This window comes from Hymenobacter antarcticus (assembly GCF_039539545.1).
In the GTDB taxonomy this organism is placed as follows: domain Bacteria; phylum Bacteroidota; class Bacteroidia; order Cytophagales; family Hymenobacteraceae; genus Hymenobacter; species Hymenobacter antarcticus.
The window spans coordinates 1-24,100 of record NZ_BAABDI010000047.1 but is presented as its reverse complement, the minus strand read 5'-3'; the positions used below and the strand labels follow the sequence as shown (position 1 = coordinate 24,100).

General features: G+C 63.9%; 19 protein-coding genes. 7 read left to right on the top strand and 12 right to left on the bottom strand.

The window, feature by feature from the left end:
- Positions 1 to 548 precede the first annotated feature (548 nt).
- The 4 genes from ABD819_RS20590 (at position 549) to ABD819_RS20575 (ending at position 7,230) form a co-directional block, all read left to right on the top strand.
- Positions 549 to 5,702, top strand: a complete 5,154-nt coding sequence (locus ABD819_RS20590; protein ID WP_345127431.1) for a T9SS type A sorting domain-containing protein — start codon at positions 549 to 551, stop codon at positions 5,700 to 5,702.
- A 185-nt stretch (positions 5,703 to 5,887) separates the two neighbouring features.
- The gene (locus tag ABD819_RS20585) at positions 5,888 to 6,049 is read left to right on the top strand and encodes a PID-CTERM protein-sorting domain-containing protein (protein WP_345127429.1); all 162 of its coding nucleotides are present in this window, start codon (positions 5,888 to 5,890) and stop codon (positions 6,047 to 6,049) included.
- Between the two features lie 92 nt (positions 6,050 to 6,141).
- The gene (gene xrtX / locus ABD819_RS20580; RefSeq protein WP_345127427.1) at positions 6,142 to 6,684 is read left to right on the top strand and encodes an exosortase X; all 543 of its coding nucleotides are present in this window, start codon (positions 6,142 to 6,144) and stop codon (positions 6,682 to 6,684) included.
- Positions 6,685 to 6,714: 30 nt separating this feature from the next.
- Positions 6,715 to 7,230, top strand: coding sequence for an XrtX-associated membrane protein (locus tag ABD819_RS20575; RefSeq protein ID WP_345127424.1), 516 nt, complete (start codon positions 6,715 to 6,717; stop codon positions 7,228 to 7,230).
- A 305-nt stretch (positions 7,231 to 7,535) separates the two neighbouring features.
- Here ABD819_RS20575 and ABD819_RS20570 read toward each other — a convergent pair whose 3' ends face one another.
- The 12 genes from ABD819_RS20570 to ABD819_RS20515 form a co-directional block, all read right to left on the bottom strand.
- A complete protein-coding gene (locus ABD819_RS20570; RefSeq protein WP_345127422.1) occupies positions 7,536 to 7,877 on the bottom strand; it encodes a four-helix bundle copper-binding protein in 342 nt (113 codons plus the stop codon).
- A 145-nt stretch (positions 7,878 to 8,022) separates the two neighbouring features.
- A complete protein-coding gene (locus ABD819_RS20565; RefSeq protein ID WP_345127419.1) occupies positions 8,023 to 8,676 on the bottom strand; it encodes a helix-turn-helix domain-containing protein in 654 nt (217 codons plus the stop codon).
- A gap of 104 nt (positions 8,677 to 8,780) precedes the next feature.
- Positions 8,781 to 8,990, bottom strand: coding sequence for a hypothetical protein (locus ABD819_RS20560; protein WP_345127416.1), 210 nt, complete (start codon positions 8,988 to 8,990; stop codon positions 8,781 to 8,783).
- A complete protein-coding gene (locus ABD819_RS20555) occupies positions 8,990 to 12,313 on the bottom strand; it encodes an efflux RND transporter permease subunit (protein ID WP_345127414.1) in 3,324 nt (1,107 codons plus the stop codon). The genes ABD819_RS20560 and ABD819_RS20555 overlap by 1 nt, the downstream gene beginning before the upstream one ends.
- A 63-nt stretch (positions 12,314 to 12,376) precedes the next feature.
- Positions 12,377 to 12,868 carry a YybH family protein gene (locus ABD819_RS20550; RefSeq protein ID WP_345127412.1) on the bottom strand — a complete coding sequence of 164 codons (492 nt, stop codon included), beginning with the start codon at positions 12,866 to 12,868 and terminating at the stop codon, positions 12,377 to 12,379.
- Between the two features lie 22 nt (positions 12,869 to 12,890).
- Complete coding sequence (locus ABD819_RS20545) at positions 12,891 to 14,039, bottom strand: efflux RND transporter periplasmic adaptor subunit (RefSeq protein ID WP_345127411.1); 1,149 nt, start codon at positions 14,037 to 14,039, stop codon at positions 12,891 to 12,893.
- 116 nt (positions 14,040 to 14,155) lie between these two features.
- On the bottom strand, positions 14,156 to 14,776 hold the full coding sequence (locus tag ABD819_RS20540) for a hypothetical protein (RefSeq protein WP_345127409.1): 621 nt from the start codon (positions 14,774 to 14,776) through the stop codon (positions 14,156 to 14,158).
- Position 14,777: 1 nt separating this feature from the next.
- Complete coding sequence (locus ABD819_RS20535; protein ID WP_345127408.1) at positions 14,778 to 16,019, bottom strand: TolC family protein; 1,242 nt, start codon at positions 16,017 to 16,019, stop codon at positions 14,778 to 14,780.
- Between the two features lie 242 nt (positions 16,020 to 16,261).
- Positions 16,262 to 16,810, bottom strand: coding sequence for a heavy metal-binding domain-containing protein (locus ABD819_RS20530; RefSeq protein ID WP_345127407.1), 549 nt, complete (start codon positions 16,808 to 16,810; stop codon positions 16,262 to 16,264).
- A gap of 98 nt (positions 16,811 to 16,908) precedes the next feature.
- Positions 16,909 to 17,640, bottom strand: coding sequence for a DUF305 domain-containing protein (locus ABD819_RS20525; RefSeq protein WP_345127406.1), 732 nt, complete (start codon positions 17,638 to 17,640; stop codon positions 16,909 to 16,911).
- Positions 17,641 to 17,694: 54 nt separating this feature from the next.
- Positions 17,695 to 18,654, bottom strand: coding sequence for a heavy metal-binding domain-containing protein (locus tag ABD819_RS20520; RefSeq protein ID WP_345127403.1), 960 nt, complete (start codon positions 18,652 to 18,654; stop codon positions 17,695 to 17,697).
- A 296-nt stretch (positions 18,655 to 18,950) separates the two neighbouring features.
- Positions 18,951 to 19,448: a hypothetical protein gene (locus ABD819_RS20515; RefSeq protein ID WP_345127401.1), complete on the bottom strand. Its 498-nt coding sequence runs from the start codon at positions 19,446 to 19,448 to the stop codon at positions 18,951 to 18,953.
- Positions 19,449 to 20,172: 724 nt separating this feature from the next.
- Here ABD819_RS20515 and ABD819_RS20510 point away from each other — a divergent pair.
- The 3 genes from ABD819_RS20510 (at position 20,173) to ABD819_RS20500 (ending at position 23,965) form a co-directional block, all read left to right on the top strand.
- A complete protein-coding gene (locus tag ABD819_RS20510) occupies positions 20,173 to 22,692 on the top strand; it encodes a heavy metal translocating P-type ATPase (protein WP_345127398.1) in 2,520 nt (839 codons plus the stop codon).
- Positions 22,693 to 22,945: 253 nt separating this feature from the next.
- The gene (locus ABD819_RS20505) at positions 22,946 to 23,323 is read left to right on the top strand and encodes a cupredoxin domain-containing protein (RefSeq protein WP_345127396.1); all 378 of its coding nucleotides are present in this window, start codon (positions 22,946 to 22,948) and stop codon (positions 23,321 to 23,323) included.
- 42 nt (positions 23,324 to 23,365) lie between these two features.
- On the top strand, positions 23,366 to 23,965 hold the full coding sequence (locus ABD819_RS20500; protein WP_345127394.1) for a helix-turn-helix domain-containing protein: 600 nt from the start codon (positions 23,366 to 23,368) through the stop codon (positions 23,963 to 23,965).
- Positions 23,966 to 24,100: the final 135 nt, after the last annotated feature.

Here is a 24,100-nt window from a genome sequence, read left to right as displayed (position 1 = left end):
CATTGCAACGGTCTGTTCGCGCATGGGGAAAGTAGGAATGAGGCGGTTAGAGACCTCAAACCTACTTCTGCTCTGCCGAGCAGACTTTTTTTGTGCTCTCCAACTACTCCGCAACTTGGGTTAGCTAAGGTTTTTGCGCCCGAGCCGCTCCCCAATGAAATAAAAAGTTACTTCAGCCACTGGAATCAGTGATGTGCAAAACTTGGTGAGGAAGCGCTGTACAGCTCTGGGCAAACCCATTCATGAATGGTATGCTGTTTTTGCAGCAGCTGAAGCCGCCTGAGGAGGTAATGGGCTTGAAAATCAAGCGTTATCAACAAGGTTTTAGCCACTAAAAATCTAATTATTTATTTTCTTATGTTTAGCCCGGCAGAGAACCGGGCCATTTTAGCGACTTAATTAAAATACATATATCTTGCTTACCAACTCTGCGGTTTCGGCGTTGTCTGCGCCGGCCCGTCTACCCCGGCTCCGGGAAACGGGCTGGCCATTAAGGCAAACTGGTTGATACCTGCTTTTTTCACATTTACCCCCTTAATTTTTTTTGTATGCTAAAAACGCTACTCTCTTTTCAGGGAAACCGCCGGCCGCAGGGTCCTGCCGGTCCCCGCTTCCGCATGGCCGGGCCCGTGGCCCGGCTGGGGCGCTTCGTTACGCTGCTGATGCTGCTGCTCGGCGCTTTCGGGGTGCGGGGCCAAACGGTGACCATCGGCTCGACAACCGTGCCCGCAGTGGCCCCGGCCACCAGCACCTTCTACAAAGGCCCCATTTACCGCTCGTCGGCCGGGTCTGCGTTCAACTACTCACGCTTTGCCTACATCTACACGGCTGCTGAACTGAGCGCGGCGGGAATTTCGCCCGGCGCGCTCATCACCAACCTGGGCTGGCTAAAAGCGGATGCCGCTACAGTAACAGGGAGTAATAATTTTTTTGAGGTGCGCCTAGGCAACACCTCACTAAGTAGCATTGTGGACGGGACCGCCTGGGGAACCCTCAAGACGGGCACCACCATCACGTACACGTCCAGCACCCAGAACGTGACCGGCGCGGCGGGCACCTACTTCGCCGTAGCGAACACGACAGCCTTCACCTACACGGGCGGCAACTTGCTGGTTATGAACGACTGGGTAAAGAGTGGAACAGCTACCGCTGCCGTCAATTTCATCACCAACGACGCGCCCAACCTGGGAGCAGGCACCGCGAGCAGCGCTGCGCTGACCGATGCCAGCGCCGTGACGACGAACAATAGCAGCACCAGCTACGGCAGCCGGCGGCCCACGCTTCAGCTGATAGCTACGCCGCCGCCCGCCTGCACGGCCCCGCCTACGGCGGGTAGCGCGGTGGCCAGCGTCGCGAATGGGTGCAGCCCATTGGCGGTAGCGCTTTCACTCTCGGGCAGCAGCACGGGCACGGGCCTCACCTACCAGTGGCAGCAGTCGACCACCGGCCCGGCGGGTACTTTTACCAACATCAGTGGGGCGACCAGCAACTCCTATTCGACTACGCTGACGACGACGACCACCTTCCAGGCTGTGGTAACATGCTCGGGGCAGTCGGCTACTTCCACGCCCGTTACGGTGACGGTGTTCGGCGCGCCAAGCTATGCCGCGCTGCCCTTTACGGAGGACTTTGAAACCTGGATTAGCCGCTGTGGCAACGCTGAAGCACCCGGCAACAACTGGAAGAACACGCCCCTCACGGGCGATAACTCGTGGCGCCGCGACGACCAGGGCACGACAGCTGCCTGGCGCTTTCTGCCTAACGGCGACTTTAGCCCGGTCTTTACCACTGGGGCTCACTCGGCCCGTTTTCATACGTACGGAGCAAACACGGGCACCCAGGGCCTGCTCGACCTGTACGCCAACGTGAGCGGGGGCACGGGTACGCCTACGCTCAGCTTCGACTACATCAACCCCACGGGAGCCGACAAGCTGGAGGTGCTCCTGAGCACCGACGGGGGGCTCACGTTCGGACCACCGCTGTTTACGCAAGTCGTGAGCGCTGCCTGGACCCGCTATAATGTGCCACTCACCGGAGCCACCGCCACGTCGGTTATCCGCCTGCGGGCCACGAGCGACTTTGGGAATGACGACCTTGGGGTAGACGCGCTGAGGGTTGCCTATGTGTCGTGCCCGGTCGTGACATCGCTGTCGACGACTAACGTGACATTGACCTCGGCCGATGTCACCTTTACGGCGGCAACGGGTGCCACCAACTACACGGTGACCTACACGGCCGCCGGCGGCTCGCCCGTGACGGTGAGCCCAACACCCACGGCTTCGCCCATCGCCCTGACCGGCCTGATGAGCGGCACGACCTACACCGTGAGCGTGGTGACCAACTGCGGCGGGGGCTCGACCTCGGCCGCCAACAGCACGAGCTTCACGACGCTCTTCCCGGCTCCGGCTAACGACCTGTGCAGCGGGGCCATCGCCCTGGCCTGCGGGCAGACCGTGACCGGCACCACCAACGGAGCCACCACCACCGGCAGCCCCACGGGCACCTGCACGGCGACGACCGTCCGTGCCGCGCCCGGCGTGTTCTACGCCTTCATGGGCACGGGCGACATCGTGACGGCCAGCACCTGCTCGGGCCCCACGGCCACCACGGGCGACACGCAGCTGTTCGTGTACTCGGGCACCTGCGGCACCTTCACCTGCGTGGGCGGCAACGACGATGCTGCCGGCTGCGGCACCAACGGCGCGGCATCGACGGTCACCTTCCCCAGCGTGGCGGGCACCCAATACTACCTCTTCGTGCAGGCCTATAACGGCACCGTCGATTTCGGCCTGAGCCTCACCTGCGTGGCCCCGCCTTCCTGCCCGCCGGTCACGGCGCTTACGGCCGGCAGCATTACCGCCACCTCAGCCAGCCTGAGCTTCACGGCCGGCACGGGCAACACGAGCTACACCGTGACCTACACGCCCAGCGGCGGGGCCACGACCACCGTCACGCCCGCCCCCACGGCCTCGCCCGTGGCCCTGACCGGCCTGACACCCAACACCACCTACGCCGTGAGCGTGACGGGCAACTGCTCGGCCAGCTCGACGACTTCCACCGCCGCCACCACTAGCTTCACCACTCTGTTTCCGACCCCGGCCAACGACCTGTGCAGCGGGGCCATTGCCCTGGCTTGCGGGCAGACCGTGACCGGCACCACCAATGGGGCCACCACCACCGGCGACCCCACGGCCAGCTGCAGCAGCAATACCCCCTCGGCCTCGGCCGGCGTGTTCTATGCCTTCACCGGCACGGGTGACATCGTCACGGTCAGCACCTGCGGGGCCGCCACCGCCATCGACACCAAGCTCTTCGTGTATGCTGGTGCCTGCGGGACCCTGACCTGCGTGGGCAGCAACGACGACGACGGCAGCTGCGCCAACACGCTGGCCTCCACCGTCACCTTCCCCAGCACGGCCGGCACCACCTACTACTTCATGGTCCAGCGCTTTGGCGCCGGCAACACCGGAGCCTTCAGCCTGAGCCTGACCTGCGCCGCGCCGCCCTGCAATGCCCCCACGGCGCTGGCCACGAACACCATCACCACGACTTCAGCCAACGTGACATTCACGGCTTCGGCTTCGGCCACGAGCTACGTGGTGACTTACACCCCGGCCGGCGGCACGGCTACCACCGTTTCGCCCAACCCCACGGCCTCGCCCGTGGCCCTGACCGGCCTGACGCCGGCCACGGCCTACACCGTGAGCATCGTGAGCAACTGCGCCGCCGGCGCTACTTCCTCGCCCGTCACCACCACCTTCACCACCGCCACTCCTGCTCCGCAGAACCTGACGGTGACCAGCGGCCAGAACGTGACGGCTACCGGTCCTTACAACAACATCACGGTGCAGAACGGCGGTACCCTCACCCTCAGCGGCGCTACGTCGGCGACCGGCGCGGTGCAGGTGCAGGCGGGCGGCCTGCTGATTACCAACTGCCAGGCCCTGACGGGTTCGGGCAGCTTTGCCCTGCAAACCGGGGCCGAGCTGCGCATCTGTGACCCGGCCGGCATTGCCGCCACCGGCGCTACCGGAGCCATCCAACTGGCGGGTACCCGCACCTTTGCCTCGGATGCCTCCTACACCTACAACGGCACTGCCGCGCAGGTAACGGGCTCCGGCCTGCCCGCCAGCGTGCGCAACCTGACCGTGAACAACGCCACCGGCCTCACCCTGAGCCAGGGCGTGAGCATTGGGCAGGTAGCACGGCTGCAAAGCGGCAACCTCGCCACCGGCGGCCAGTCGTTCACGCTGCTTTCGTCGGCCACGGGTACCGCGCTGGTCGATAACACCGGCGGCGTCGTGACCGGCACCGGCACCATGCAGCGCGCCGTGACCAATGCCGTGACCGGCCCGGCCTACCGCCACTTCAGCTCGCCGGTAGCCAGCACCACGCTCGCCGACCTGAATACGGCCGGCTTCTCGCCCACCTTCAACCCGGCCTACAACAGCAGCGCTACGCCCAGCCTCGTCACGCCCTTCCCCACGGTGTTTGGCTACGACCAGAACCGCGTTGGCACGGTGACTTCCACCTACGGGCCGTTTGATAAGGGCTGGTTCTCGCCCGCCAGCGCCAGCGACGTGATGCAGCCCACCAGAGGCTACACCGTGAACGCCCCGGCCACGGCCACACCCATCGACTTCGTGGGCACGTTCAACAACGCGGCCCAGAACTCCGGCAGCCTCGGCCGCGGCACCGATGCCCAGGCCGGCTGGCAGCTGCTGGGCAACCCCTACCCCAGCCCCCTGGACTGGAGCACGGTAACAACCGCCCAGCGCCCCGGCATGGACGGAGCCATGTACGTGTACCAGAGCACCGGCCAGTACGCCGGCACCTACCGCACCTACGACAATGGCGTGGGCGGCTCGCCGCTGATTGTGGCCGGCTCGGGCTACTTCGCCCGCGTCTCCACTCCTAGCTCCACCGGTTCCGTGAACCTGACCAACATTAACCGCATCACCGCTTTCGGAGCAGAGCCCGCCTTTGGGCGCGGCACCGCCGATACCCGCCCTCAGCTGCACCTGCAGCTGACCGGCGCGGGCCTGACGGACGATACCTTCCTCTACCAGGAAGCCGGCGCTACGGCCGGGGTCGATGCTCAGTACGATGCCGTGAAACTGGCCAACCCGGCCGGGCTGGACCTGGCCTCGCTCAATGGCACCACACAACTGGCCATCAACGGCCTGCCCCTGCCGGGCACTGCTGATGTGGTGGTTCCCCTTGCCCTGCGCGTGCCCCAGGGCGGCAGTTTCGGCTTTGACGTAGCCGGGCTCACCAACTTCGGCACTGCTACGGTGTACCTGCGCGATGCCCTCACCGGCACCCAGCAGCTGCTGCTGCCGGGCACCCGCTACTCGTTCACGCTGGCCACGGCCACGGCGGGCAGCGGGCGCTTCAGCGTGGTGTTCCGCGCGGCCAACGTTACGGCCACCCGCGCCGGCCTCACGGCGGCTACGGTCAGCGTTTACCCCAATCCGGCGCACGGCCATTTCACGGTGCTGCTGCCGCCGCTGGCTGGCCAGTACCAGGTGCAGGCCACGCTGCTGAACGTGCTGGGCCAGGTAGTGCTCACCCGCATCATCGGCCTGACGGCAGCCGGTGCCACGGCGGATTTCAGTACCCAGCCCCTGGCCAAAGGTGTTTACATGCTTCGCCTGCAAGCTGAAAACCAAGTACTCAGCAAAAGCGTAGTTGTAGAATAATACAATAGACAGGTGTTCTTTTGATTAGCTTCGACCCGGCCGACAATTGCCGGCCGGGTCCCTGGTCACCCACCCGCCAGTATTTCAATACACTATATTCGGTTTCATTTCACCCTTTTTCGGTTTCACGTATGAATTCATTTTTTCTAAACCGTTTATTTCCAGCGCTTTTACTACTCCTCGCGATGAGCGAAACAGTTTTAGCTCAGCCCGGTAGTGGCGGCCCCGGCCCCGGCACCCCCGCCGGCCCCACCGATGTGCCGCTTGATGGTGGTATCTCGCTGCTGCTGGCCGGTGGCGTGGCTTATGGCATCAAGCACCTGAAGAACCGTCGCAAAAAAGTTTAGCTTCAACCCAAAATACAGCCAGCAAAAAAGACGGCGTTCCGATGCGGAATAGCCGTCTTTTTTTGCAGCTTTGTATCCTCGTTCCCTGGCTTATGCAAACTACTGCTCCCGCTGGCGCGGCACCCTCCGGCAACCGCCTTTTAGTGCGCTTCCTTCTGGTGGCGACTGCCATGTACCTGGTCTGGTTTTTTGGCTACGAGCAATGGCTGGCCCTCGATGGCCGGCTCGACGCCGCGCTGTGTCGGCACCTGACGCAGGCCGGGGTGTTTGTGCTGCGGCTGGCAGGGTTCGCGGCGGGCGTCAGCCCCACCATTCCCACTCTGGTAATGATGGATGGGCAGCCGTCCGTGGTGGTGGGCGCGCCCTGCAACGGGCTGGTGCTCTATGCCTTGTTTGGCGGTTTCGTGCTGGCATTTCCGGGCCCCTGGCAGCGCAAGCTGTGGTTTATTCCGTTCGGCATGGTCATCATCTGGGTGCTGAACGTGCTGCGGGTGGCCGCGCTGGCCCTCAACCATCACTACGCGCATCAGTCCGTCGATTTCAACCACCACTACACGTTCACCTTCGTGGTGTACGCCTGCATATTTGGACTGTGGATGCTGTGGGCGCGGCGTTTGGCGGTGAAGCCCTACTAGCTGCCCGCAGCCCGATTTCCTGTTCTACCCATGCCGGCTACTTCCAGAACTTTTCCCGCCCCAACCCACCGTCTCACCGGGCTTAGTCGTTGGGTACTGGTGGGGGCCCTGCTAGCCGCCCTGTTTCTGATTGGCGTGTATGATGAGGTCATCCACGCGTTGCTGACCAGCCTGTGGCAGCGCCTGCTAGCGGCGGCTGGCCTGGGCCAGCAGGTGCGGGCCGTGCAGCAGGGCGTGAGTGGCGGCGTCACGAAGCGGCTGCTGCCGGCGGTGGCCACCTACGCGGCCCTGTACCTGGGCATTTGCCTGCTGCTGCTGCGCCTGCTGCTGCCCACCGGGGCGCAATGGCACCTGGCCCTGCGCCTCTACCTTGCCACGCTGGTCGTGTACGTGGCCATGGTGGTGGCCGCCAAGCTGGCTGGCAATGTCGTCTGGGCCTATCGGCTAAGCCGGCACATTCTGGATTTTGTAGTGAGCCCGCTGCCCGTGGCCGGGCTTTACGTGCTGTTTCGGGCCGGTTTTGGGCCGCAGCCGCCCCGCGCTTAGCCGGGGCATCTTCATCAAATTCGGGGTTGGGCTGAGCTGCGTGCCGTGGGGCAGGCCGGTATGCGCTTGATTGACAAGAAATAAGTCGTTAGTTGTCGGTTGTTAGTTGGTCGATAAATAGTTGACTATGTCCCGTCCGGAAATATGTTTGCAGCTTTACCGAAAGCTGTCGTACAAACCAAGGTTGAACCGGGTGCGCGGGGTTTTCAGCACGCACTGTACCCTACTGAAATTGGGGCATAAAAACAACAAAGCCCAGCCGTTGAACGACCGGGCTTTATCATAAAACACAAGAAATGGTGCTCTTAAGCGGCTACGCTCGCCCCCTGGCGACAGGCCTGCTCGCAGCGGCGGCACGCCTCGGCGCACTCCTTGCAATGGGCCATGTGGGCCGCGTGCTGCTCGCACTCGTCGCCGCAGGCTTTGCAGATTTCCGCGCACTCGCGCAGCAGGTGGGCGGCGTGCTCGGAGCCGCGGGCTACGAAGCGGGCGGTAAGGGCGCAGATGTCGGCGCAGTCCCGGTCCAGGCTGATACAGCGGGTCATCATCTTCACGTCGTCTTCCTGCAGGCAGGCGGTGGCGCAATGTTCGCAGGCGGCGATGCAGGCGTTGAGGGCGTCGAGCAGGGATTTGTTTTGAGCGTGCATGGGAAAGTGGATTGGAAGTGAACGGAATGGGAGAAACAAGTAGCCCCCGGCCGCCGTCATTGGATATGCAACAGGAGACCGATAAGCTGTCTGGGTTTACCCCTTCCACTGGCCCCCGGTTTTATAAAATGACCGGTATTGTTTGTCAAATTGCCGTTTGGCTGCCCGGCTTCGTCAGCGGCTCAGCCCCCGCTCCGTGGCCGTCCGATGCGCCGCAACGCTGGCGGTACTGGCTCGGCGAGCAGCCCGTGGCTTGCCGAAACTGCCCCGACAGGTGGGCCAGGCTGCTGTAGCCCAGGTGCCGCGCAATAGCATTTACCGTGAGCGGGGTGGTTTCGAGCAGCTCCCGGGCCAGGGCCAGCCGGCGGCTCACCAGGTAGTGCTCCAGCGTGCCCCCGGTGGCCAGCGAAAAGGCCGCGCTCAGCTGCGGGTAGCCCACTCCCAACAACTTCGAAAGGGTGACGGAAAAGGCGTGCCGCAGGGTTTGGGGCTGGGTGCGCAGCAGGTGGTCGACGAGCTCACCGGCCTGTTCGGCCAGGCGGTACCGCGGGTCTTCCAAGAGGGCAAAGCGGGCCGCGTGCAGCGTTTCCCGCAGGCGAGGCCAGTCCACCTGGTGCGGCATCTGCGCCACGGTGGCCCACCCCAGCCCCACCTCAACTACCGTCAGGCCGAGGCCGGCCAGCTCCTGCCGCACCACGCGCACGGCCCGCACGCACACCATATGCTTGATGCAGAGCACTGTGTTGGGGATGCCAGGGCCCGATGGCGGCGGCGGCGCAGGCAGGTCGTGCTCGCTCATGGCCGCCACGCGCTTAGAGCAGTTTCCGAGTCAGTGTACATTTTTTAAAACAGTTAAAAGTTGAGAGTTAAAAGTTAAAACCCACTACGCATGATTTTTAACTTTTAACTCTCAACTTTTAACGCTATACATGGACTTGGAAACTGCTGTAGTTGCACACAGTGCGGGAAATTGGGGGCCACGACCAGCCGAAAGCCCACGGCCCGCAGGCGCGTGGTGCACAGCACCAGCCAGGCCCGCCGCCATGCCGGCCGGCCACACAGCCAGGCCCCGAGGCCCGGCACTCGCGGATGCAGGATGACGGGCTGCATCATCAGAGGGCGGGGCGCACCGTGTTCTGGTCGGCGGGCGGGGTGAGCGGGGCCGCATCCAGCTCCTGTGGGTGGGCGTCGAGGCTGACTTCGCCGTGGCCGCGCTGGTACTGGACCAGGGCGCGTTCGCCCACCAGCCAAAACACCACCGGCGTCACGATAATGTCGAGGAAAGTGGACGAGAGCAGGCCGCCGAGGATGACCGTGGCCACGGGATAGAGGATTTCCTTACCCGGCGCATCCTTGGCCAGGGTGAGCGGCACCAGGGCCAGCGCCGCCACCAGGGCCGTCATCAGCACCGGCACCAGGCGTTCCAGCGAGCCGCGAATAATCATGGGGATTCCAAACTTCTCGCCCTCGTGCTCCACCAGGTGGATGTAGTGCGAAATCATCATGATGCCGTTGCGCGAGGCAATGCCGGTGAGCGTGATGAAGCCCACCAGCGAGGCAATGCTGAACGTGCCGCCCGTGAGCAGCACCGCCACCACCGAGCCAATGAGGGCCAGCGGAATGTTGAGCATAATCTGCCCCACCATCAGCGCCGACTTAAAGTGCGAGAAGAGTACCAGGAAGATGCCGGCCAGCGAAAACAGGCTCAGCCACAGAATCTTCTGCGAAGCCGACTGCTGGCTCTCGAACTGCCCGCCGTAGGTGAGGTAGTAGCCCGGCGGCAGCTGCACCCGCTGCGCGATGCGGGCCTGCACCTCCTTCACGGTCGAGCCCAAATCCCGGTCGGCCACGTTCATGCTGATGCTGATGCGGCGCTGGGTGTTTTCGTGGTTCACGGTGTTCGGGCCGGGCTCGTAGCTCACGTCGGCCACCTCGCTCACCGGAATCAGGGCCCCGGACGGGGTTTCGATGCGCGTGCTGGAAATGGAGGCCACGTCGGAGCGCTGGTTTTCGGGCAGCTTCACAATCAGGTCGAAGCGCTTCTGCCCGTCGAGCATCTGCGACACCACCTCGCCCTGAAACAGGGTTTGGAGGGTGGCTACCACCTGGCCCCGCTCCAGGCCGTAGGCGCGGAGGGCTTCGTCGCGGGGGCGCACCAGCAGCTGCGGAATCTGTACTTGTTTTTCCACCTGCAGGTCTACCACGCCGGGCACTTCGGCGGCGGCGGCGCGCACCTGGTTGGCGTAGCGGCGCAGCTCCAGCAAATCGTTGCCGAAGACTTTGATGGCGACCTGGGCCCGCACGCCCGACAGCAGGTGGTCGAGGCGGTGGGAAATGGGTTGGCCGATGTTCACGTTCACGCCCGTAATCAGGCTCATGCGCTGGCGCAGGTCGGCCAGAATCTCGTCGCGGCCGCGGGGCTCAATGCCCTGCTGCTTCAGCTCCTCCTCCGTTTTGAAGGCCACCTCGATTTCGGAGTTGTTCACCGATTCGGCGTGCTCGTCGAGCTCGGCGCGGCCGGTGCGACGGGCGGTGTAGGCCACTTCCGGAATCTTGAGCATCTGCTGCTCGCCCAGCGTGCCGAGCTTGTTCGATTCGGTGAGCGAGGTGCCGGCCGGGGCCGAGAAGTTGACGGTGAGCGAGCCTTCGTTGAAGGGCGGCAGAAACTCAGTACCGAAGAAGGGCACCAGCGCCACGGCACCCGCAAACAGCAGGCCGGTCACGCTCAGCACCAGCTTGGGATGCGCCAGGCCCCAGGTGAGCACGCTGGTGTCCTTGCGCTTGAGCCAGCGAATGAGCCCGCCTTCCTTTTCCGCCTCCCGAATCTGCTTCATGCGGGGCAGCAGGTAGTAGCAGAGCACCGGCGTGACGGTGAGCGACACGAACAGCGAGGCCACGATGCTCGTGATGTAGGCAATGCCCAGGGGCGCGAAAATGCGGCCCTCCATGCCTTCCAACGCGAACAGCGGCAAAAACACCAGCACCACGATGATGGTGGCGTACACGATGGAGTTGCGCACCTCCGAGCTGGCCGCGTAAATGACTTGCAGGGCCGGCTTGGGCCGGGGCAGGTGCTGGTTTTCGCGCAGCCGCCGGAACACGTTTTCCACGTCCACGATGGCGTCGTCCACCAGTTCGCCGACGGCAATGGCCAGCCCGCCCAGCGTCATGGTATTAATCGAAATGCCCGCCGCTTTGAACACCAGCGCCGTAACCAGCAGCGACAACGGGATGGCCACCAGCGAGATAAACGTGGTACGCACATTTAGCAAAAAGGCAAACAGCACGATAACCACCAGAATGGCCCCGTCGCGCAGGGCCTCCTCCACGTTGGTAATCGAGGACTCGATAAAGTCGGCCTGCTTGAACAGGCGGGTGTTGAGCTGCACATCCTTCGGTAGCGAGGGCTTGAGCTCGACCAAGGCCTTTTCCACGGCTTCGGTGAGGCCCACGGTGGCCGCGCCGGGCTGCTTCTCGATGCTGAGAATCACGGCGGGCCGGCCGTTCACGCTGCCGTCGCCGCGCTTGAAGCGGGCCCCAAAATCCACTTTAGCCACCTGCTTCACGGTGATGGGCGAGCCTTCGCGGTAGCCCACGATGATGCGCTCAATATCGGCCACCGAGCGCAGCCGGCCCAGGTTGCGAATGAGTACCTCCGAGCCGTTGCGGTCGAAGAAGTTGCCGGTGGTGTTCAGGTTGGAGCGGCGCAGGGCATCTTCCACCTGCGTCACGGTCAGGCCCACGGCATTCAGGCGCGGCATATCGAGCAGCACCTGGTACTGCAGGTTGTCGCCGCCGATGGGAATGACCTGAGCCACGCCGGGGATGCTGAGCAGGCGCTGGCGCACGGTGTAGTTGGCCAGCGTGCGCAGGTCGGCGGCAGAAGTTTTAAGGGTTGAATTTTGAGGGTTGAGTGCTGAATCGGCCGTGACGATGGCAGACTGACTGGCAGGATTTAACGTCTCATTTTTAATTTTTAATTCTTCATTTTTAACTGAAACAGACATGCCCACCAGCATAATCTGGCCCATGACGGACGAAATCGGACCCAGCACCGGCGTGATGCCGGCGGGCAGCTGCTCGCCCACGGTTTGCAGCTTCTCGGCCACAATCTGGCGGGCCGTGAAAATATCGGTGCCGTAGTCGAACTCCACGAACACCAGGCCCAGGCCGATAGCCGAGTTGGAGCGCACCGCCGCCACGCCGGTGGCCCCGTTCAGGGCCGTTTCCACGGGCAGGGTCACCAGGGCCTCCACTTCCTCGGGGGCCATGCCGGGGGCTTCGAGGAACACCGTCACGCGGGGCCGGTCCAGGTCGGGCAGCACGTCCACGGGCAGCTGCCGGGCGGTGTAAGTGCCGGCAATGAGCAGGCCCGCGGCAAAGGCCAGCATCAACAGCCGGTTTTGCAGGGCAAAGCGAATGATTTTATCAAGCATCGGTCAACAACAGAGGATGGTAGCCGCCGAATCGGCTGTTCGGCAGTAGGGACGGCGTCCGGGTTATTTTTTGGGCCGGGGCGCGCGGGCCGACGAGTGCGTGCTCAGGAACTGCCACTGGCCGGCGGCATTTTTGCGCAGCACCGACGTAGCCACGCCCCGGCGCACGATGGGCGTTTTGGCGTCTTTTTTCAGCCCAATGGTGTAGGTGTAGGTTTCGGTGGCAAAGGCGTAGGGGCCGTCCACCTGCACCGCAGCCTTGTAGTCGCTGAAGGTGAAGGCACTGAACTCGCTCAACTCGGGGCCGAGGTGGTGAGCGGCGTAGTGGTGGTAGGTGCCCTCCACCCCACCCGACTCAACCACCTGCGAGCTGGCCACAAACAAGCGGCTGGTGCCGGTGGTATCCAGCTTCTCGATGGCTTGCTGATACTGGCGCAGCACGTTTTTCACGGCCGCTTCCTCCGCCCGCGACGCGGCGGGGGCCTGGGCCCGGGCGGTGGTCGACACCAGGCCCAGCACGGTGGCCAGGACGGTAAAAGCAGCAGGGTTTTTCATGGGAGGCAGTGGTTGAAGGCGATTATTGGTTGAGGTAAATGGACTTGAGTTGGTAAGTACCCACGGTCACGACCCGGTCGTTTTCGTTCACGGTGCCGCCGAGCAGCACGGTCTGGGCGCCGTTGGCCGGGCCGGGCTGCACGTAGCGGATGGCGAAGGTTTCGGGGTCGGTGTGCACGAAAATGACCGGTTTGCCGCTCAGGTCGGTGAGGGCGGAAGTGGGCACCACCAGCTGCTTGGTGCCGCCGGCCGCCTGGCCCACCACCCGCACGTTCACGGCCTGGCCGGCCCGGAAGGCGGTAGTGGCCGCGCCGTCCAGCTCCAGAATGAGCTGGCGGGCCTGGTTCACGGGGTTCACCACGTTGGAAAACACCACCAGCCGGGCCGCGGAGCTGGCCGCCTGGCCCTGCAAGCCTTCGATGCGGAACTGCGCGCCGGGCGTGATTTTCTCCAAATCCTGGGCAAACACGTCGGCCGTCACGCGCAGCTTGCCGGGGTTGATGACCCGGAACAGCTCGTCGCCCTGGCTCACCTGCTGGCCCACGGCCAGGCTGAACACGTCCACGGTGCCGCTCACGGGCGAGGTGATGGTGACGCGGCGCTGGCTGGCCTGCCCGTTCTGGATGCCGGCGTTCTGGCGGGCCTGACGCAGGCGCAGCTCGGCGGCCACCACGTCCTTGCGGGCGGCAATGTCGGCGATGCTTTGCAGGCGGGCGTAGTCCTGCCGGGCGGCGCGCAGCTCGGCCTGGGCGTTGGCCCGCCCGGTACTGAGGTCGATTTGCTGGGTAGCGTCGAGCGTTTGCTCCACCACGGCCAGCGCCTGCCCGGCCCGGACCTGCTGGCCGACTCGCGCCGTGAGGCGCACGATGCGCCCGGCCTGGGGCACCACCACGCGCCCCTCACCCCCGGCGGCCGCCGATACGGTGCCGTAGAGCGTGGCGCGGTTGTAGGTGCCAGAGTACCCGGCCAGGGCCGTGCGCACCCCGAACAGGAACTGGCTTTCCTTGGGCAGGGCCACGGCATCGGTCAGGGCCACGCCGGTGCTGGCCTTGGCCTCGCCGCCGTGGTCTTCCCCGCCGTGGGCCAATACGGCGGCGGGGGGCGGCAGCAGCACCGTCAGAACGAGGCCGGCGGCGGCCGTGGCCGCGAGCAGCTTGTGTGTGGTTTTCATGTGTATCGCGGGCTTAAGTGCTTGCGCAGAAGTAAACGGGTTGTTAGTTGCTCATTGTCATTTGTTAACCAGGATTTTACCTAGTGGCTAACAACTGACAACTACTGCCTGACAACTTAAGGAAAAGGGGAGCGGCGGCTGGCCGTCAGGGCAGATTCGGACGCCTGGGGCACCTGCGGCCGGCGGCGGCGCAGGAGCAGCACCGTGAGGATGATGCCGAGGGCGAAGGCCCCCACCAGGGCCAGAATGGTTTTCCAGGAGCCAAAAAGGGACGGCGCGGCCGCCGTGGGGCCGGCCGCCACCGGCAGCTTTTTACCGACCTCGATGCCTTCGAGCAGCAGCAAATCAGCCCGCTCCCCGGCCACGACGTTGACCGCGAAGCTGTAGGGCTTGTTGGCCGGAAACTGCCCTTCCACCAGGTACACGCCGGGCTCCTGCTCGGTCACGGCCCACTTCAGGGAGGCGTCTTCAGGGTTGGTGAGCGTGAGCTTAGCGCCCTTGATGGGCGCGTTGGTGGCGTAGTCCGACAGGAACAGGCGCAGGTCGGCGGGCTGGCCTTTTTCCAGCGGCTCGTAGCGCAGCAGCACCTCAAACTGCTCCGACAGCGCCGCCACCGAAAACGAGGTGGCACCGGCCGCGGTGCCGGATTTGGCCCCGTCGCCGTGGTCTTCGCCGCCGTGGGCCCGGGCCGTTCCCGTCAGGAGCAGGCCGAGCAACAAAATCAGGAGTTGTTTCATGTTATTCACCCCGCAGGTAGTTAAGCTCAATGAGGGCCTGCCGGTAGTCCCGGATGGTGGTCAGGTAGGTATTCTGGATGGTAAAGGCCTGGTTCAGGCTCTGGATAAGCACGAGGTAGCTGATTTCGCCGGCCCGGAACAAGCGCTGCGACTGGCTGATAATGGCCCGCGACTGCGGCATACCCGTCTGCTCATAATAAGCGAGCGAGGCGGCAAATTTGCGCGTATCGGCCAGCGCCTGCTCGTAGAGGGTGCTCAGCTCCAGGCGCTGGTCCTGGAGCTGGTAGCCGGCCGCCTGGCCGCGGGCCGTGGCCGCCTGCAGCTGCGCGCGGTAGGTCCAGAACCAGACGGGTAACGACACGCCAAACTGAAAACGGTACCGGAGCGCGGAGTTTTCAAAGGCCTGGTTCTGATAGCCCACCGTGAGGGCCGGGGTGCGCCGGGCCCGCACCAAACTGATGCCGGATTGGCTAAGGGCCACTTTTTGGCTGTAGTAGGCCAGCGTCGGGCTCAGGGCCACGGCGGCGCTGTCCTGCGCGGGCAGCGACCGGAGCAATTCGGCGCCGGTGCGGGCCAGCTCGGGGCCGGTCTGGCGCAGGTCGGTATCGGCCCGCAGGTCGGCATCGGGCTGGCCGAGCAGCAGCCCCAACCGCCGCTGGGCCGCGCGCCGGTCCACGGTGGCCTGCTCCAGCTGGTTGCGCACCTGCCGGGCTTCGGCCTCGGTGCTGATGCGTTGGAGCGAGGTGACTTCACCGGCCGCAAACAGGCGGTTGGTGGCGGTTTGCAAGACTTGAAACAAGCTGTCCTGGTAAGTGAGCTGCCGCACCCGGGCCTCGCTCACCTGCAGCAGCAGGTAGGCCCGGCGCACATCGCGGCGCACGGTGGCCCGGTTCACGTCCAGCCCGCGCTCGGCCAGCGTGAGGCCCGCCTGCGCCTGCCGAATCTGGCGGCGGTACACGTTCGGCAGGTCGATGGTTTGAACCACGCCCGGCGCCCACCGCTCGCCCGTGGGGGCCGAAAAGAGAAAATCCGGGTTGGCAGGAGCAAAGCTGCCGCGCTTGAGTGCCCGCTGCTCCTCGATTTCCTGGGCCGACTGACGCAGGCGCGGGTGGAGCCGCAGGGCGTGGCGCTCGGCGCTGTCGAGGCGAATGACCATTTGCTGGGCCAGTACCGGGCCGGTCATCAGCAGCAGCAGTGCCAGCAGCAAGCCGTAGTGTCGCCACATGATTGGAGTCTCGTTCATTTAAAAAAGTAGTTGCTGGTCAGCCCCCCTTTAGAGCGGTTCTCAGGCTAGTGTACAGAGTTAAAAGTTGAGAGTTAAAAAGCAGATGCAGTGTATTTTAACTTTTAACTCTCAGCTTTTAACTCCGTACATGAATGTCAAAACTGCGCTAATGGCCCGTAACCGTGTCCATTCCGGCATTTGCCCGGGGCAGTAGGACCGCGACCGGCCCGGCTGCTTGCCGGGTCGGTCGCGGCCTCAAATCAGGATTTTTTCACCAGCGCCATGCCGCACTTGGGGCAGCTGCCGGGCTTGTTGCTGGCGCTGCCTTCGCAGTTCATGGGGCAGGTGTAGGCGGCCGCAGTGGCCTTGCTGGTTTTGGCGGCCGCGTCCAGCTTTTCAAACCGGGCCGACAGCGACTTACCCCCGGCTTTCAGGCTGACGATGGCCGTGCGCACCGTGGTGCCAGCGGGAACCTGGGCCACGAGGTGGTCGCCAGCGGGCGTCAGGGTTACGGTGCTGGTTTTGCCGGCCGTGGTCAGCAGCATCACCGAGCCGGTGGTGCCGGTGGTGGCCATCGTGGCTTCCTTGCCGTCGAGCAGGTACACGCGCACCGCGCCGGCTTGCTGCACCAGCTCGAGGTGGTAGGCACCCGCCGTGCGCACCACGCCGCCGTGGGGGGCACCGTGGGCGTGGGTTTCGCCGGCGGCCTTGTGGCCGTGGGCGGCCGTGCCGGGCTTGTGGGTGTGCTGGGCTTGCGCCGAGAAGGAAGCAGCGGCAAAGGCGGCGGCGAGAATCAGGGAGAATTTCATGCGTGTGGGGGAAATGAAAAAAAGGGTAGTGAAAAAAGGGTGGTTTGTGGGAAAAGCCGGGGCCGAAGCTCCCCGCCCGGGGCGGAGAGCGGCCCGGCTTACATTTTCATCTTATCGGCGTTCTGGTTGTGCCAGTCCTTGAAAGCAGCAATTTCCTTCTGCTGGGCGTCCACCATCCGCTGGGCCATTTCCTTGAGCCTGGTGTCCTTGCCATGGGCCAGCTCGGCTTTGGCCATGTCCACGGCGCTCTGGTGGTGCACCGTCATCAGCATGTTGAAGTTCATGTCTGGGTCGGCCACCATCTTGGGCATATTCTGCATCATGCCGGCCATCGAAGCCTTCATTTTGCTGGTGAAGGGGTCGGCCGCGTTGGTGGGCTGGTAGTTGGTGGGGGCGGCGTCGAGGCGGGTAGCGGCAGCTTCCAGCGCCGTAATTTCCCGGAGCTGGTCGGCCTTGATTTGCTCGGCCATCCGGCGCATGGTAGCGTCCTTGCCGTCGCGCAGCTCCAGGTCGGCCATGGCCACGGCGCCCTTGTGGTGCTCCAGCATCATGTGGGCGAAGTCGTGGTCGGTGTTGCCCTTCATTTTCATGGCGTCCATCCGGCTCATCATGCCGTTCATCGACGCCAGCAGGGATGACTCGCCGGCCGCGCCATTGCCCATGTTGGCGTGGTCCATACCGGCCATGTTGCCGGAGGCGGAAGAATCCATGGCCATGGTGTTCGTGTCGGTGCCGGTGGCCGTAGTATCAGCGGCCTTGTCGGAGTTGCAGCTGGCCAGCAAAAGCGTGCCCGAGCAGAGGGCGGCGAGGAAAAAAGCGGACTTTTTCATGTGGTTTGGTTAGGGTGAGGTGAGGTGAAGCAGTAGCCGACGTAACGCCCGCGCCTAGCCGGCTGCCGTAGGCTTCACATTGATGGTAAAGTTGCCGGTATGAATGGTGCCCGCGTGGTTGAACTGCAGGAACACCCGGTAAAGGCCGGGCTTTTCGAAGTTCGTATTGAAGCCAATGGTGGGGCCTTTGTCGGCCTGGTCGTTGGGGTGTACGTGCAGGTAGCGCTCGGTGTCTTCGCTGATGACCACCACGTGGCCCAGCGCGCCGAGGTAATTATCGAGGTCGGTGATAGGCTGGCCGCCCTTCGTGAGGTTGATTTTCATGCCCAGCAGCTGGCCCGTCATCAGGGGCTTGTCGAAGGCGAGCGTGGCCGCGTAGCCGTCCTGTTCCCAGGTCATGTCGTCGTTCTTGAACTTCACCTGCGCGTACTTGGCCCCCTGCACCGCCACCACCTGGCGGCCCAGCTGGTGCCCGCTACCGGCCGGCGTGTAGTCCTGAAAAAGCACGTACTCCCCGCCTTTCGCAAAAGTGAACGGCACTTTGTAGTTGCCGTCGGCGGTGAATTCGGGATGCTCGTGGTAGAAGGCCGATAGGTCTTTCCGCACGATAATGAGGTGGATTTTCTTCTCGTGCACCACCGCCAGCGGCACCGGGGCGGCCTCGTTGCCGGTTTCCTGGGGCGTGTAGGTGAGCGTGACGGGCTGGCCGGCCACCAGCTGCATGGGCTTGGGCTCGAATTTCATTTGGTAGGCTTTGCCATTGGCCACCTGGTCGTTGTGCACGAGGTTCATGCCGCATTTGGGGCACTTCTCGCCGTCCTTGGTGCTGGTCACCTCGGGGTGCATGGGGCAGGCGTAGGTGTGCCCGCCAGCCGCGTGGCCGGCCGTGCTGTCGGTGGCCGCGGTGGTGGGCGTAGTCACCGTGTTGGTGGCGCTGCTGGCCGAATCGGAAGAGCAGCTGAGGACGGCGAAGGAGCTGACCAGGGCCAGCAGGGAAACGTGAATGCGGTTCATAAAAAAACAGAAATGGAGTAAGGGAAGCACGGCCCGCAGCGGTCCGGCCAGGGGCTTGGGCCCACCAGTGGGGCCAGCGCACGCAGCCCGACGCGGCCGCCAGCATGGCATATGAGGAGGGAGGAAAGCAGGCGGCGGGCCGCCGCCTGCTTCGCAACAGCTCTTCATTGTGGGGGCGGAAAAACCAGGAAGAAGGGAAAGGGGGCCGGCCGGGACCGGGCCAACGGACAAACGCAAAGGCCCGCCCCGGTCATAGCGGAGCTATGCCGGCGCGAGCCCTGGGCGCGTCGAAGCAATCAGACAGTCAGCGACTGAATGTAAATGCGGATGTCGGGTATTTTAGGGGGCAGGTGCTGCGGCGGCACCAGCAGCACCGAACGGGTACGGTCCCAAGTCGTAAACCGGGCAAATCCGTAGTTCAGGACCAGGGACGTAGTTAGCCACAGGGGCGCGTCCGGGGCCAGCTTGTGGACGGACGGGGCACTGAGCCCGGCCAGCACCGAGGCCGACTTGTCCTTGCAGCAGTCGTGAGAACCGGGCTTCTGCGGGCTGTCGTGGTGGTGGTCCGGGTTCCCGGCCTGGTCGTGTTGCGTGTGGGCAGCCGGGGCCACCGGCTTGGAGGCCGCATGGCCGGGGCAGCCAGGGTGCGCGGGCGGAGCGGCCGCAGTAGCCGCGGTGGCCCTGGCTTGCGGGCCCGCCACCGCGCACAAACACTGCCCCACGGTCACGTTGAGGAAGACGACCAGGAAGGTCATCGCCGTCAGGCGTCGCGCAAAAGCAGTTAGGATGAACATGGGATTGGTGCAGTTCCAACGACAAAAGTAGAAAGCTTGTTCAGTACAGCAAACGCGCGGGGCTTCGCCGGTGTCCGGCTCAACGCATCCAGAAGTCCCGACAAAGTTCTTTTTTGTTGGGATTAGACGAAATAAGCGAATAAAGGGTGTGCGGGCAATTGGCCGGATGGTGACCAAAGTTTTGAAATAATTAAGCTGAATTATATAAAGTACAGGACCGGTTTTTCAGCTCTCCCTCTCCCATCCATGCCGCATCGGGGCCGCCCTTCGCCTCAAATTGTGTAAGCCGCCGCCAGGATTATACAAAACCACCGTGCCGCCGTTGCGGTAAGCCCAAATGGTATCCGAAGGAATAGTGCTTTCCGGTCTGTACTTAGCTGCCAGCTGCCAGCCCGCCGGCTTTACTAGAGCAGTTTCCGAGTCCATGTACAGAGTTAAAAGTTGAGAGTTAAAAATTAAAAATCAGACGTAGTGGGTTTTAACTTTTAACTCTCAACTTTTAACTGTTTAAAAAAATGTACACTGCCTCAGAAACTGCTGTAGGCAGGCGGTTTTGGTAAACGCGCCGGCCCCCGGTGCCATCCCTGCGGCCGCACTGACGTGCGGGTGCCCGGCCCGGCCAAATTATGCAAGCCTTTGGCTGAATCCCGTACTGCCACCGGCCAGCGTTGGTCGTTGCTTTGTGGAGAAATAACCGAGCTGGTCCTGACCCGCCCTTTTAGCTATGAACCAATCAGATGTTGTTTGCGGCATGCCGGTAGATGCGGCTACCGCCCCGCACCGCTCCCACTACCAGGGCGAAGAATTCGTGTTTTGCTCGGCTACCTGCAAAGGCAAGTTCGACGCGGCCCCGGCCCAATACACGGCGGCCGCTACGCTGGTCGCGGCCGGGCCTGTGTCTGCCGCGGCGCAGGCCCACCACGGGGCCCCGGCGGCTGCCACCCTGCTGGCCCCGCCCCCGCCCCCCGCCGCAGCGCCACGGCCCACGGCCACGGCCACACTCGACATTGAGGGCATGACCTGCGCCTCGTGCGCGTCGGCCGTGGAGAAGTCGCTGAGCCGGGCGCCGGGCGTCAGAAGCGCCCTGGTCAACTTCGCCACCGAGCGCGCCACCGTGGAGTACGAGCCGGGCCAGGCCACCCCAGCCAGCCTGACACAGGCCGTGGTTGGGGCGGGCTACGGCGTGGTGGCACCGGCCGCGCCGGACACCAGCGCCGCCGAGCGCAGCGCCGAAATCGACCGCCAGAAAGCGGCCGCCTACCGCAGCCTCAAGCGCCGCCTCTGGGTCGCGGCCGGGCTGGCCGCCGTCGTCATGCCCCTGAGCATGCTCATGCTGTGGCCCGCCGCGATGGCGCGCATCAACATGACGTGGTTCAACTACGTGCTGCTCCTGCTCACGCTGCCCGTGCTGCTCTACAGCGGCCGGGAGTTCTACACCTCGGCCTGGAACGGCTTCCGGCACCGGTCGGCCAACATGGACACGCTGATTGCCGTGGGCACCGGCGCGGCCTTCCTCTACAGCCTGGCGACGACGGTGGTGCCCGGCTTCTTCCTTAGTCGCGGTATCATGCCGGAAGTCTACTACGACACCACGGCCACCATCATTGCCCTCATTCTGGTAGGCAAGGTGCTGGAGCTGCGCGCCAAAACGCAGACTTCGGCCGCCATGAAAGCCCTGCTGGGCCTGCAGGCCAAAACGGCCCGCGTGGTGCGCGGCACGGAGGAAGTGGACGTGCCCATCGAGCAGGTGCAGCTCGGCGACCTGGTGCTGGTGCGCCCCGGCGAAAAGGTGGCCACCGACGGCCTCATTGAGGAAGGCCACTCGGCCGTGGACGAGGCCATGCTCACCGGCGAGAGCCTGCCGGTGGAGAAAAAAACGGGCGACCCGGTGTTCGGGGCCACGCTCAACAAAACCGGCTCCTTCCGCTTTCGCGTCACGAAAGTGGGGGCCGACACGATGCTGGCGCAAATTGTGAAGCTGGTGGAAGACGCCCAGGGCAGCCGCGCCCCCATTCAGCGGCTGGCCGATAAGGTCAGCGCCGTGTTTGTGCCCACGGTGGTGGTCATCGCCATTCTCACCTTCGTGCTTTGGTTTGATTTGGCCCCGGTGGAAGCGCGGCTGCCGCTGGCCCTGGTCAACTTCGTGGCCGTGCTCATCATTGCCTGCCCCTGCGCGCTGGGGCTGGCCACGCCCACGGCCATCATGGTGAGTACCGGCAAAGGGGCCGAGCATGGCGTGCTGATTCGCAACGCCGAGGCCCTGGAAAAAGCCTACCAGGTAACGACTGTGCTGCTCGACAAAACCGGCACCATCACCCGCGGCGAGCCGGCCGTGACCGACTTCGTGCCCGCCGAAGGGCAGGACCCGGCGCGGCTCCTGCCGCTCATAGCCGCCGTGGAGCGGCAGAGCGAGCACCCGCTGGCCGAGGCCGTGGTGCGCTACGCCGACGCGCAGGCAGCGCCGGCCGTTGTCGCGAGTGGGTTTCAGGCCGTGGAAGGCAAAGGGGCCCGGGCCACGGTCGACGGGCAGGCCGTGCTCATCGGCAACTTCCGCCTGCTCGACGAAGCCGGCATCAGCCTGGCCCCCGCATTGCGCCAGCAAGCCGACACCCTGCTGGGCGCGGCCAAAACGGTGCTTTACGTGGCCGTGGCCGGGCAGGCCGTGGCCGTGCTGGGCGTGGCCGACACGGTGCGCGAAACATCGGCCGCCGCCATCAGGAAGCTGCAGGCCCTGGGCATCGAAGTAGTGATGATGACCGGCGACAACCCGCAAACTGCCGCCCAGGTGGCCGGGCAGGTGGGCATCACCCGGTACTTCGCCGAGGTGCTGCCCCAGGATAAGGCCGGCAAGGTGAAGGAGCTGCAGGCCGAGGGCCGCACCGTGGCCATGGTGGGCGATGGCATCAACGATGCCCCGGCGCTGGCGCAGGCCGATATTGGCCTGGCCATGGGCGGTGGCACCGACGTGGCCATGGAAGCAGCCGGCATCACGCTCATGAGCTCGGATTTGAACGGGGTGGTCACCGCCATCGCGCTATCCAAGGCCACCATCCGCACCATCAAGCAGAACTTGTTTTTCGCCTTCATCTACAACGTGCTGGGCATTCCCATCGCGGCGGGGCTGCTCTATCCGTTCTTCGGCTGGCTGCTCTCGCCCATGATTGCCGCCGGTGCCATGGCGCTGAGCTCGGTGTCGGTGCTCACCAACTCGCTGCGGCTACGGAGCTTCTCAGTTAAAAGTTAAAAGCGAAGAAGATAAAAGGCAACCCCGTTTATCCGTCTTTTTTCGCGCTTGCTTTTAACTCTACTTTGGCAGGTTAGCGTGTTTTCACCGCAGAAAACGCAGAAGAGTCGCATAAGGAACGCAGAGGCCGTTCTTCTACGAAACCTTTTGCGTCTTCCGCGGTGAAAATAGCGGTATTGGAAGCCGCTGCAAGCAGCCGGTTATGACTTACCAAAGTAGAGTTAACTCTTCACCTTTAACTTTTAACTCCAAAATGGACACTCCCGAAATCATCGTTACCGTGGCTGGCCTGGGGCTGAGTGCCTTCGTGCTGTGGTACTTTTTCTTCTCGGCCCGCCAAACGGCCAGCGCCGTATCCTCGTCGGGGGGCGTGCAGGAAGTCAGCATCACGGTGAAGGGCGGCTACTCGCCCGACGTCATCGAGGTAGAGCGCGGCAAGCCCGTGCAGCTCAGCTTCTACCGCGACGAAGAAAACAGCTGTTCCGAAGAGCTGCTCATGCCGGATTTCAACATCCGGCGCGACTTACCCGCGTTTAAAACTACGCTGGTGGAACTGCTGCCCCAGGAGGCGGGCAAGTTCGATTTCACCTGCGGTATGGGCATGCTGCGCGGCAGCCTGGTGGTTAAATAAGTGCGCCTGTCGGCACGCCCTCGTCCCTTCGCCCTATTCACTATGCCCAAAGCCATTACTACTTCGCACCTGCTACACGTCAAGAACATGGTGTGCCCCCAGTGCATCCGCGTGGTCACGGAAGACCTCACGGCCCTGGGCCTGCGGCTGGGCCGGGTGGAGCTGGGCCGGGTCGAGATTAAAATGACGGGCAAGGAGCTGCCGGATTTGGGGCCCATTCGGACGACGTTGCGAGCGGCCGGGTTTGAGCTGCTGGAGGACGCCCGGAACCAGCTGGTGGAGCGCATGAAAACGCTGCTGGTGGAGCTGGTGCACTACACCCCGGCCGACGGCCCACCGCAAAAAATATCCGATTACCTGGTGCAGCACCTGGAGCGCGACTATCATTACCTGAGCCACCTGTTTTCGGTCGAGGAAGGCCTCACGATTGAGAAGTTCGTTATTCGGCAGAAGGTGGAGCGGGCCAAGGAGCTGCTCAGCTACGGCGAGCTCAATGCCAGCCAGATAGCCCAGGAGCTGGGCTACAGCAGCCTGGCGCATTTCTCCAATCAGTTCCGGCAGGTGACGGGCCTCACCCCAACCAACTACCAGAAGCTGGGGCCGGTAAACAATGCCCGGCGTAGTCTCGACGCGCTGCTCTGAGGGATGAAACTGTCTCGTCCGGCTATATGTTGACAGGAATAAGGCAAGGGCCCTGCTCGGATTTTCCGGCGGGGCTTTTTCCTTGCAAATGGACTTGATTGGGGGTTAAGTAATTCAGGGCCAGGTGGGGCCGTT